This is a genomic window from Belnapia sp., assembly GCF_059504005.1.
The window spans coordinates 1-10,334 of sequence record NZ_JCACHU010000022.1 but is presented as its reverse complement, the minus strand read 5'-3'; the positions used below and the strand labels follow the sequence as shown (position 1 = coordinate 10,334).

8 protein-coding genes and 1 pseudogene are annotated in these 10,334 nt (G+C 68.2%); 4 read left to right on the top strand and 5 right to left on the bottom strand.

Going from position 1 to position 10,334, the window contains the following annotated elements; genetic code table 11:
* Window positions 1-644: 644 nt before the first annotated feature.
* Window positions 645-1,715, bottom strand: a complete 1,071-nt coding sequence (locus AC5JJ1_RS03800) for a hypothetical protein (protein WP_495783788.1) — start codon at window positions 1,713-1,715, stop codon at window positions 645-647.
* 170 nt (window positions 1,716-1,885) lie between these two features.
* Here AC5JJ1_RS03800 and AC5JJ1_RS03795 point away from each other — a divergent pair, with 170 nt between their 5' ends.
* The 3 genes from AC5JJ1_RS03795 (at window position 1,886) to AC5JJ1_RS03785 (ending at window position 5,931) form a co-directional block, all read left to right on the top strand.
* Window positions 1,886-2,728, top strand: coding sequence for an IS5 family transposase (locus AC5JJ1_RS03795; protein WP_495783787.1), 843 nt, complete (start codon window positions 1,886-1,888; stop codon window positions 2,726-2,728).
* A 91-nt stretch (window positions 2,729-2,819) separates the two neighbouring features.
* Complete coding sequence (locus AC5JJ1_RS03790) at window positions 2,820-3,029, top strand: type II toxin-antitoxin system ParD family antitoxin (RefSeq protein ID WP_495783786.1); 210 nt, start codon at window positions 2,820-2,822, stop codon at window positions 3,027-3,029.
* Window positions 3,030-3,048: 19 nt separating this feature from the next.
* Window positions 3,049-5,931 (top strand): PAS domain S-box protein, encoded by a 2,883-nt coding sequence (locus tag AC5JJ1_RS03785; RefSeq protein WP_495783785.1) that lies wholly within the window; start codon window positions 3,049-3,051, stop codon window positions 5,929-5,931.
* A gap of 461 nt (window positions 5,932-6,392) precedes the next feature.
* Here the strand turns inward: AC5JJ1_RS03785 and AC5JJ1_RS03780 are convergent, their stop codons facing one another.
* Both AC5JJ1_RS03780 and AC5JJ1_RS03775 read right to left on the bottom strand, forming a co-directional pair.
* A complete protein-coding gene (locus tag AC5JJ1_RS03780) occupies window positions 6,393-6,602 on the bottom strand; it encodes a hypothetical protein (RefSeq protein ID WP_495783784.1) in 210 nt (69 codons plus the stop codon).
* Between the two features lie 144 nt (window positions 6,603-6,746).
* Window positions 6,747-7,061 carry a hypothetical protein gene (locus AC5JJ1_RS03775; protein WP_495783783.1) on the bottom strand — a complete coding sequence of 105 codons (315 nt, stop codon included), beginning with the start codon at window positions 7,059-7,061 and terminating at the stop codon, window positions 6,747-6,749.
* A 317-nt stretch (window positions 7,062-7,378) separates the two neighbouring features.
* Between AC5JJ1_RS03775 and AC5JJ1_RS03770 the strand changes: the two are divergent.
* Window positions 7,379-7,662 (top strand): annotated as a pseudogene (locus AC5JJ1_RS03770) (integrase core domain-containing protein); the annotation flags it as partial.
* A gap of 7 nt (window positions 7,663-7,669) precedes the next feature.
* On the opposite strand, the gene AC5JJ1_RS03765 reads toward AC5JJ1_RS03770, so the two are convergent.
* Both AC5JJ1_RS03765 and AC5JJ1_RS03760 read right to left on the bottom strand, forming a co-directional pair.
* Complete coding sequence (locus AC5JJ1_RS03765; protein WP_495783782.1) at window positions 7,670-8,176, bottom strand: transposase; 507 nt, start codon at window positions 8,174-8,176, stop codon at window positions 7,670-7,672.
* Between the two features lie 116 nt (window positions 8,177-8,292).
* Window positions 8,293-9,903, bottom strand: a complete 1,611-nt coding sequence (locus tag AC5JJ1_RS03760) for a glycosyltransferase family protein (RefSeq protein WP_495783781.1) — start codon at window positions 9,901-9,903, stop codon at window positions 8,293-8,295.
* Window positions 9,904-10,334 lie beyond the last annotated feature (431 nt).

Below are 10,334 nucleotides of genomic sequence, written 5' to 3'. Positions count from 1 at the left end.
CCAGGGGGGGCGATTTCATGGCGCCAAGGGGGGCGTTTCCGGTGTCGCTTGACACGGGCGGCTTGATGTGCCGCAAGGCAGCGAACAGCGCGAGGTCATAGAGGATTCCCAGCACGCCGCAGGCGATCAGCGGCGCCGTCTAAAACCCCGCGGCGAACGTCGCGTGACGTGCGCCCAGCCCGACCCATAGCCTCCGGGTGAGCGGAGCGGAGACGAGCATGCGGCGCGGCGCGTCGAAAGAGGCTGACGAACTCTGGACCGTCGGCTCGGCCGACCTCTGCGCGCCCGCCCTTGCCTGCCCAACAAGGCGAAGTCGCAATGGCCGCCCAGGCGCTCAATCGCATGATCCGGGTTGCGAAGCCAGTCGCGACGCGCGCCGCCTAACACCTCGGACCGAGTGGGACCAGTCCTGGCTGCTCACCCGCATCCGTGCACCAACGCCGAGCAGCGGTCGAGCGGCTTGCCGGACCGAGCCCTCTAACAGCCCGTTTGAGAAGAGCGGCGGGGCTGGTTCGAGGGCTTGATTCCGCCCTTGAAGCGGCGTTGCGCGTCATTTCCCGGCTTGAGGCCGCCATGTGGGTGCGCACCGATCACGCGCTGGTCCGGGAGTTCTGAGCATGCGCCGGCGGGTGAGCCGAGCGGGATCAGGAGGGCGGCAGGGCGGCGTCCAGCGCCGCCGCCGCTTCCCGCATCGCCCGGCGGAGCCCCTCGGCGGACCAGTGGATGCCGTCCGCCCCGGTCTCCACGTCCGCCATCTCGCCGCCGGGCAGCAGGCCATAGCGGCGCGCCGCCTCGGCCTGGGCCGCCCGGATCACCGCAGCATGAGCGGCGGTGGCGGGGACCACCGGGCGAAGCCGCGCCAAGCCGAAAGCGAAGAGCCAGCCCTCGCGGTCTGGGGCGAGTTCGAACCATTCGGCCAGCCGGCCGGAGCCGAGCAGGCTGTACCCGTCTCGCAGTGGCGAGAGCGGCGCCTGCAGCGCCGGCATAGCGGGGTTGCCGCCGGCCTCCCGCAGCAGCCCGACCAGCTCGCCGACCCCTACGATGTAGGCCTCCGGCGGGGTGCCACGGTTCGCATCCGTGGTGCCGTGCGCGAGCACCAGCAGGGCGGAGGCCGGCGCCGCCGCCCGCGCTACCACGGCGAGGTATCCGTCCGCCGGCCGGGCCACGTCGAGCAGGTCGGCGATGCCGGCATTGCCCCGGGCGGCATCGGCGAGGGCGAAGGGGATGCCCGGCCGCAGCCGCGCCAGTTCGGCGAGCAGGGTGCGGGCGCCGAGCGCCTCGCCGGGCGCGACCCAGCGCGTGCCTTCGGGCGGGCAGTCGGGGCGGCCGAAGCAGCCCTCAAGCAGGGCCGAGACCGGCGGTGCTGGCGGATCATCCGGCTCGGCCGGATGCGCGCCGACCCGTGGGTAGGTAGCGTCGAACAGGCCGGCCGCCTGGGACTGGCCGGTGACGAGCACGACGTGCCCGGCGGCGAAGCGGCCGCCGAAGGGCACCCCGCCGCGGAATAGCTGGTACCAGCCGCCCGGAGGCAGGCGCAGCACGCCGTCCGGATCGGCCGGGCCGGTGGGGCGCAGCACGCGGCCGTCCTCGTGCCGCACCTCCCAGGTCTCGTCCGCCGGCACCGGCACCCGGGCCGTGCTGCCCTCCAGCGCATAGACCTGGTTCCGCGCCGGCTGCGCCGCGGCCAGGCAGGGCAAGAGCAGCGCCAGGAGCACCGGCGCCCAGCGCGTTAAGTGCTTACCTCGAACCATACTTCATTGCACAAACCTCAGAGGAATATGTCTACCTGTAAGAACCCATGTGCAAAAAAGTGAGGACAGCGGCTTGCCGGGCTGATCCTGGCCCTTGGGCAGCGTTGCAGGCGATTTCCTGATGGGAAACCGCCATGTGGGCGCCCGCTGATCGCGCTTTGGTTGGGGATTTCGGCTCCGGCCAGGCCCTGACAGATGACCAGTTCCGTCTGCTCGAGCCACTGATCCCCGCCGCCAAGCCCGGCGGGCGGCCGCGCTCGACGGACACCCGGAACCTGCTGGACGGGCTGTTCTATCTCGTCCGTACCGGCTGCCAGTGGCGGCATCTTCCACCGCCTCCAGCCTTCCCGCCATGGCGGACGGTGTACGGCTACATGCGTGCCTTCCTGCAGGACGGCGTGTGGGAGAGCATCCGCCACCATCTCCTGGTCATGCCGCGCGAAGGCGCCGGCCAGGAGGCCAGCCCCACGGCGGCGATCGTCGACACCCAGAGCGCGAAGACGACGGAGAGCGGCGGGCCACGCGGCTGGGACGCAGCCAAGCGCCTGAAGGGGCGCAAACGCCATGTCGCGGTGGACACGGACGGGTTGCTGCTCGGCGTCGTCGTGCACGCGGCCGACATCCAGGACGCCGACAGCCTCGGCGACCTGCTGAAGCTGGTGAAGCCGCTCTACGCCTGGCTCCGGGTCGTATTCGCCGACAGCATCTACAATCGCCTCGCCGCCCTGCTCGCCTGCTTCCTGGCCGGCCTGGCGCTGATCATCGTCCGCCGCCCCGCCAGCTCCACAGGCTTCGTCGTGCAGCCGCGGCGCTGGGTCGTGGAAAGAAGGCTCGGCTGGTTCGGGCGCTGCCGGCGGCTGTCCCGGGACTACGAAGGCCTGCCCGAAGTCTCTGAGGCGATGGTTACCCTGGCTGCCATCCGCCTCATGCTCCACCGCGTCGTCCAATCCAATCGTAGGCGGCTGTCTGCGCCATGACTTCGCAAACAGGGTCTAAGTGCTTGGCCAGGGCTGTACCGCCGCGGCAGCAAAAGTTGACACAGCTGCATGGCCACGCTGTAGAGAGACCATGCCCGCCCGCAAGACGCGCAACGTCTCGCTAACACCCGAGATCGAAGCCTTCATCGACGGCCGTGTCGCCTCAGGACGCTACCGCAGCGCCAGCGAGGTGGTCCGCGCGGCCCTGCGGCTCCTCGAGGAGAACGAGATCAGGCGGGAGGAGCGGATGGGCAGCCCTGGGCGGAAGCACCGCGCTCAGAGCGGTCTCGATGGACGCTGAGGCTAGACCGAGCGCCGGCGTGCCCGACTTCCTCGCAGGCGGCGGCGAGATGGGCGCGCGCATGCGCGCCCACGCCTGGTCGGCGTCGCCGCTCGGGCCGCCGGAGCGCTGGGCGCAGCCGCTCAAGACGCTGGCCGGCGTGATGCTCGCCTCCAACCAGCCGATGTTCGTTGCGTGGGGTCCCCGGCGAACCATGCTCTACAACGACGGCTACGCGGAAATCCTCGGCCTGAAGCACCCCACGGCGCTCGGGCAACCCTTCGACCGGGTGTGGTCCGAGATCCTGGACGAGGTCGGGCCCATTATGGCCCGCTGCTACGCCGGCGAGCCCATCCAGATGGACGACATCACGCTGGTCATGCACCGGCACGGTCGCCCGGAGGAGACGCACTTCGCATTCTCCTACACGCCAGTGCGCGACGAGATGGGGCACGTCGCCGGTGTCTTCTGTCCCTGCACGGAGATCACGGCCAGGGTGCTGGCGGACCGCCGGCAGGCCTTCCGGCTCGGCCTTGAGGACAGGCTGCGCGACCTGTCCGACCCGAGGAAAGCCATGGCCACGGCGGCCGGGGCGCTCGGGCGCCACCTGGGCGCGGCGCAGGTCGGCTACGCAGAGGTGGATGCCGATGGGCACGCCATCACCGGAGGAGAGTTCCACGACGGTCGGCTCCCGGGCTTCTCCCCGGGCCGCTACCGCCTCGAAGACTACGGCCCGGCCATGGCCGCCGATATGGCCGCAGGCCGGGTCGTGGTCGTGCACGACGTCCGGCACGACGCCCGGACCTCCTCCCCGGACGCGCTCGCCGCCTACGGCACGATCTCGCTACGCGCCTTTATCATCGTCCCGCTCGTCAAGGAGGGCCGCCTGACCGCCTACCTTTACGCGGCCAACCCCGAGCCGAGTCTGTGGTCCGACGAGGACGTGGAGCTTGCGCGCGAGGTGGCCGAGCGGACCTGGGCGACCGTCGCGCGGGCCCGCGCGGAGACGGCGCTGCGCGAGAGCGAAGGACGGCTCAGGTTCCTCGACAGGCTGGGCGAAGCGACGGCGCGCGTCTCCGCGCCGCGCGACATCATGGCGGCGACGACCGGCCTGCTCGGTGGGCACCTGCAGGCCACCCGTTGCGCCTACGCCGACGTGGACGCCGACAACGACCGCTTCACGATCCGTGACGACTGGACGGACGGCGCCCCCAGCAGCGCTGGGGAGTACAGCCTGGACCTGTTCGGCTCGCGCGCGGCGGCCGACATGCGGGCTGGGCGGACGCTCATCGTGCGGGACGTAGACAAGGAGCTGCCCACCGGCGACGGCGGCGCCATGTTCAGCGCGATCGGCATCAAGGCGATCGTCTGCTGCCCGCTTGTCAAGCGTGAGCGGCTCGTGGCGATGATGGCTGTGCACCAGTCCTCCGCGCGCGACTGGGCGGTGGGCGAGGTGGCCCTGCTGAAGACGGTCGTCGAGCGTGCCTGGGCGCACATCGAGCGCGTCCGCGCCGAGGAGGCGCTGCGCGAGAGCGAGGCGCGGTTCCGGCTGATGGCCGACGCCGTCCCGCAGATCGTCTGGATCACCGACGCCGAGGGTCGGGTGGAGTTCTTCAACCGGAAATGGTCGGACTACACCGGCGCCCCCTACGAGCCGACGACAGCGGCGGAGATCGCGGCCAGCTTTGTCCATCCCGACGACGCGGCGGTGACGGTGGAGCGGTTCGAGGAGGCGCGGCGGACGGGTGGCACCTTCCTGGTCGAGCACCGCATCCGCTCGAAGGGCGGCGACTGGCGCTGGTTCCTGGTCCGGGGCGAACCCCACCGCGATCCCCACAGCCGCAGGATCACCCGCTGGTTCGGCGCCTCAGTTGATATCCACGACCGCCGGCGCGCCGAGGCAGCGCTGCGGGAGAGCGAGGCGCGCTGGCGGGGCCTGTTCGAGCGCATGCAGGAGGGCTTCGCGCTCTGCGAGATGGTGTACGGACCAGACGGCCGCGCGGTGGACTACCGCCACCTCGAGCTCAACGACGCCTGGGGCCGGCTGACCGGCGTCCCCAACGAAGCAGTTCAGGGGCGGCTCGTGAGTGAGGCCATCCCGGGCATCGAGCCGTTCTGGCTCGAGACTTACGCGCGGGTAGTCGAGACCGGCGAGCCCGCGCACTTCGAGCACCATCTCGCGGCATACGGGCGCTGGTTCGAGGTCACGGCCTACCGGACCGAGCCGGGGCGCTTCGCTGCGGTGTTCTCGAACGTCACGGAGCGCAGGCGCGCGGAGGAGCGGCAGGCGCTGCTGGCGCGCGAGGTAGACCACCGGGCCAAGAACGCCCTGGCCGTGGTGCAGGCCGCGCTCCGCCTGACTAAGGCTCCGGACCTGCTGGGCTACGTGCGCGCGATCGAGGGCCGCGTGGGGGCGCTCGCCCGGGCACAGACGCTGCTGGCCGACGACCGCTGGGCGGGGGCCGACCTGCGGACACTGCTGCTGGGCGAGGTGGCCCCGTTCCTCGGTGCCGGCAATGAGGGTGGACCGCTGGCCGAGCTGGAGGGGCCGGCCTTGGCGCTACCCGTGGGTGCCGCGCAGCCGCTGGCGATGGCGGTGCATGAACTGGCCACCAACGCGCTGAAGTACGGCGCTCTCTCGGTGCCGACGGGGCGCGTCGCGGTATCCTGGCGCCTGCACGGCGGAGCATCGGGAACGTTGCAGCTGCGCTGGGCTGAGCGTGGCGGCCCGCCCGTGGCGGCACCACCGACCCGCCGCGGCTTCGGCTCGCGGGTGCTGGAGGGCACGGTGCGGGGGCAGCTCGGCGGGACGTTGATGCTCTCTTGGATTGCGACCGGCCTGGTCTGCGACATGGAGGTGCCGCTCCGGCGCGATCCGTTCCCGACCGGAGCAACGGGTTCCGACACGGCCGCCGCGGATTGAAGGAGGCGCCACGAAGGGCCAGGAAGTATGAGGGTAGCGGTCAGCGCAAGTCATCTGGCGCCACCGGAGCGACCACCATCGGAACACGAGCTGGTTCCGATCCGTACATTGGGCCCATCCTGTCGGGACAGCCGAGGAATCTGGCAGTCCGGCGGCACGCTGCCACCCATGGAACGCCGGACCGTAGAAGGTCCGGTTCCCGCCCACCTCGGTCAGAAGAGCCGAGAAACGTAATGTCCGCTCTCGGGAAGGTGGGCAACGAATCTCATCGTCCGGCATGGGCGCATATCCGCCAGTTTCGAGCATGAATCCAGCGGGCACGAGGGCACCTTCCCCAAGTAAGAACGTAGCCCAGAGCTGAACGGGAGGCAGTTGGCACGAAAAGGCGCTCATTTGTGCCATGGGTGACTTACCGCATGTGAAGGCAAACTTGCCGCAACCGACCGATGAGGTGGCTGTAGCTATGCTGCCGAAAGAGTGATGGAGGTTGCCGGTGGCAGCAGCACCTCACTCAGCACCACAACCTCTTCGGATAGGAGATCTGATAGCGGCAGTTCGCGCCCTGTTACCAGCCACTGGTTCCACTCGGTCTGCCACTGAGCAACCTCGGGCTCCTGATCGCCGATTGTGATCCAGTAAAATCCACCCTCGCGGTCGTCGGGATCGGTCATGGGCCACCTCCTGGAATGGATACGCGTAACCCGGCTGGTGGTTGTCACTTTCAGTTACATGCTGGGTATGGGAGGCGAGACAGCCCTAAAATCCGGCGCTTGACGAGGCGCTCGAGTCCGGCCAGACCCACGCCGGGCGAGTGGTTACTGTGGCCAAAGTCTCGAGCGTGACTTCACCTCATGGCTTGGCGGATGCATACCCTGCCGTGTTGGCACACCGCCGCCTGTTTGGTCAGCCACTCGGTGACCAGCCATGAGACCTTCCAGGATCAGCCCCCGTGTGCGCTCGTGCTCAGATGCGCCGGCAGGTGCAGCACCGCCCAGCTCGGCAATCCGGGCGCCAAGGATGCCGGCGCGGTCGAGGCAGGTCTCAAACGCGGCCTCACCTACGATCCGCGACGTGGCATAGTCATACGGGTCGCGCAGATAGGCCCGCATGCGGCGGAGCAGCATCGCCATCTCGCGCTCCGCGGCCTCGATCGTGGGCGGAAGGTGGAACTCCTGGCTTGGTCCTCTGCCGGCAGCGGTCCTGTTGGCCGCGCTGGTCGCCGCTTGTCGCCGCCGCCGGTACCGGCCCAGCATCGCAAAAAGGCCGGCGACAGGTGCCGCGGCAAGGCCTGCAAGCATCCAAAGTGGGTCAGCCATGGTCACACCCGAGTACCGTCATACGTCTTGCGGACCACAAGCGGAACCCAGCCATCCCCAGTCTCCCACGGCTACGCATCCCTGGCGCGAGGACGGATGCTAAAGCAGATCTCATGGTTGTGGGTCAGAATCGCTGCACTGAACGCTTGCTGGAGGCCGGGGTCGAGCCTCCGTTGGCAGCGTCGGCGACAGCTACGACACTGCGCTGGCCGAGAGCGTCATTCGCCTGTTCAAGACCGAGGTGATCCGACGCGGCGGTCCCTGGCGCAACCTGGAGGCCGTCGAGTTCGCCACCTTGGAGTGGGTCGATTGGTTCAACCACCGCCGCCTCCTCGAGCCGAGCGGCAACATCCCGCTAGCCGAGGCAGAAGCGCGCTACTATGCCGCCCAGCAGGAGATTTCGCTGGCGGCCTGACTCAAGCTCACCAGCCTCCGGCTAACCCGGGGCGGTTCACCAGCGCCGTCAGGAAGGGCAGCGCCCAGACCCGCCCAGCCCAGGAAATCGGCACCAGCAGCATCAGGCTGAGCCAGCGCAGGCCGCTGGCCTTCACGAAATGGCCGTGGCTGGAGCGGACCGGGCCCCGGTAGATCCCCTTGGCGCTGATCCGCTTGCCGCGTCGGCGCTCGATGGTGTCGTCGAGGCCCAGCAACACCGGCCCGGTCGGCACGAAGGCGTCCAGTAGCAACCCAAACAACACCCGCGCCGCCGTCCGCCCGCTCCAGGCAGCCCGGTTGAGCACGCGATGGTAGTTGACGAACCGCCGCTCCCGGCAGGGCCCGGTGATCCGAAGTATGCTGGCCACCGTTCGCCGGCTCGGTGCCAGGATTGCCCCGAGCAGCAACACCTCGGCATGCCGCCAACTCCGTTGCTGGAAGAGCGGCGCAAAGCACAGGATCACCGCGGCGAAGCGGGCTGGCAGGCGCAGCATGGTGGCGGTCCTTTGGCGGGGACCTCGCCAGTCTAGCCGCCCCCCCCCCGCCTCAGCTCAGGAAATGGCCAAAGTCGAGGTCAGAGTTGAGATTGCTAAGCAGGGCCTTGCTCACTTTACCCACCGCTAAGTTCGTAGACGTCGGCTGCCTTACCGCCATCCATGATGAAGCGCTCAAAGGGGTAGTAGTAGTGCAAACGGTGTTCTTCCACGCGCTTGCGAAGCCGGTAACTGTAGGCCAGGTGCTCATCAAGGATCTGGCGGACGTCGGATCGCATCTCCGCCAGGAAGATATTGCGTTCCACGACGACGAAGCGCGGTCGGCGCTCCATCACGCGGCGCATCTCCACCGCCGGCTCAACCCAAGGGCACCCGTCACGACCCGGAACTTGAAAGTGCGGCAAGCCAGTGAAGGCAAAGCGCGTCGGGATCATGGCACCAGTCAGCAAGTAGACTGCAGGCTGGAAGCCCACGACATAGATCGTGTCTCCTCGCTGGAGCAGGGGTTTGAGGTCGGCTGCGATACGCCGCGGGGTGTCACCTGCCCAGCGCTCGCCCCCAAAGCGGTCGTTCAGCATGAGGATCGCATGGAGGATCGGGTATCGGGCCACGGCGAACATGGTCAGGGAGGCGAGTGCCACGAGGACAGCCCCGGCTGCGTGGCGGTCGGGAATGCGAGCCAGCACACCCCGGCCGACCGCCAACCCAGTTAGGAGGCAGAGCGGCGGTAGGAACTGCAGGAAGTAGTGATCTGCAGAGATACGCAAGAAGGCGATACAGGCGGCCACCGCGGCCCACCAAACACCCAAGAAGGCAACGGCGCGGCACTCCCGCGGATCGAGCGCCAGGCCGGGGGCGAGCACTAACGCGGTGGCAGCGGTGAGCCACAGAGGCAGTTGCTCCCATGCCATCTCGAAAGCAGGCTCCAGCGCAAAGCCGCGGTCACGGCCGTAGAATACCCGATGTGCGTCAATGTTCGCTGTGGTCCACGCGTCCAAATGACCGGCGGCCGCGTAGAGCGCGACCACGGAAAGAGTGGGCAGCAAGCTGCTCGCCCCCAAAACCAGTAATGGCTTGAGGCTCGTTCGGAGACGGACGCCACTCTCCCTTGATAGCGGCACTACCAGGATGGAAAACCCAGCCAGAAACGCCAGCATGTCGAAAAGTGTGGACTGCTTGATTTGTACCCCAGTCCCGAGCACAAGCCCGACGACACACATTGCTGCGGCACTGGGCGGAACGCAGCGGCCAATCGCCCGCAAGAGCAGCAGCAGACCCAGGACCGAGACCGCGTTCTGAAAGAGCTCTCCCTGGAACGCCAAGCCCCCGGTGGCTACGCTGAACACGATATAGGAGAGCCCGGCCACAATCCCGATCGCTCGGCCTCCTGGCCCAAAGAGTTGGCGCGCGATTTGGCTGAGCATCCAGGCAGTCAGCCCTACCACGATGCTTGATACGATACGGGCGGTGAACACGGGATCGAAGGGCGAGGCTGCAACAGGCGTTGCCAGTGCGAACAGGCCGAAGGGCTTGAGGTCGCAGATTGTCGTGTAGGGTAGGTGGCCCCGAGCGAACTCGGAGCCCATCAGGAGGTACATGCTCTCATCGTAGTTCAGTGCCGAGTAAAGCATGGCCGGTGAGCGGACAAGGACCGCGCCGAGGACAAAACCAAGGACAAGATACGGTTCGCTGCGCAGAAATCGCGGCCCACCTGGAGAGCGCTGCATGCCGCTTTCCTTACATGTGGCGCGGAACAAGGCACCCAAATCGGGCCAGCCTGACGACCCAGGCACCACAAGCCGCCGTATTCCCCACCAACGTTGCACCGACTGCGGCGGGGGCCGACGCGTCCCCAACCGCTCAAATCCTTGGGCCGAACCCCATGATATCAGCACACGCTGCCGGCGTGGCTCCAGCATCAAAGCCCGACACCCTGGTAAGAAGGTCCGGCTAGCGCTTCAGAAGCCGTGCAGTTGGTAGGCGATGACCCACCGACCGAGCATCAGGCCGGCGGCCAGGACCAATGCCAGCAACGGATGGCGCATAAGGACTCAACGTAGAAAGCCGGCAGGTTGCTTCGCCCGCTACCCCTCACCCTGCGTCTATTGACCCTCATTGAAAGGGAGTAAGCTGCTGCGGTCAGCACGTCCGAGAGGAG

Bases quoted from the DNA above. Each gene is read 5' to 3' on its own strand.
- AC5JJ1_RS03790 (WP_495783786.1), top strand. From the start codon at position 2,820: ATGCCCGCCCGCAAGACGCGCAACGTCTCGCTAACACCCGAGATCGAA.
- AC5JJ1_RS03765 (WP_495783782.1), bottom strand. From the start codon at position 8,176: ATGCTGCGCCTGCCAGCCCGCTTCGCCGCGGTGATCCTGTGCTTTGCG.
- AC5JJ1_RS03760 (WP_495783781.1), bottom strand. From the start codon at position 9,903: ATGCAGCGCTCTCCAGGTGGGCCGCGATTTCTGCGCAGCGAACCGTAT.
- AC5JJ1_RS03795 (WP_495783787.1), top strand. From the start codon at position 1,886: ATGTGGGCGCCCGCTGATCGCGCTTTGGTTGGGGATTTCGGCTCCGGC.
- AC5JJ1_RS03780 (WP_495783784.1), bottom strand. From the start codon at position 6,602: ATGACCGATCCCGACGACCGCGAGGGTGGATTTTACTGGATCACAATC.
- AC5JJ1_RS03775 (WP_495783783.1), bottom strand. From the start codon at position 7,061: ATGGCGATGCTGCTCCGCCGCATGCGGGCCTATCTGCGCGACCCGTAT.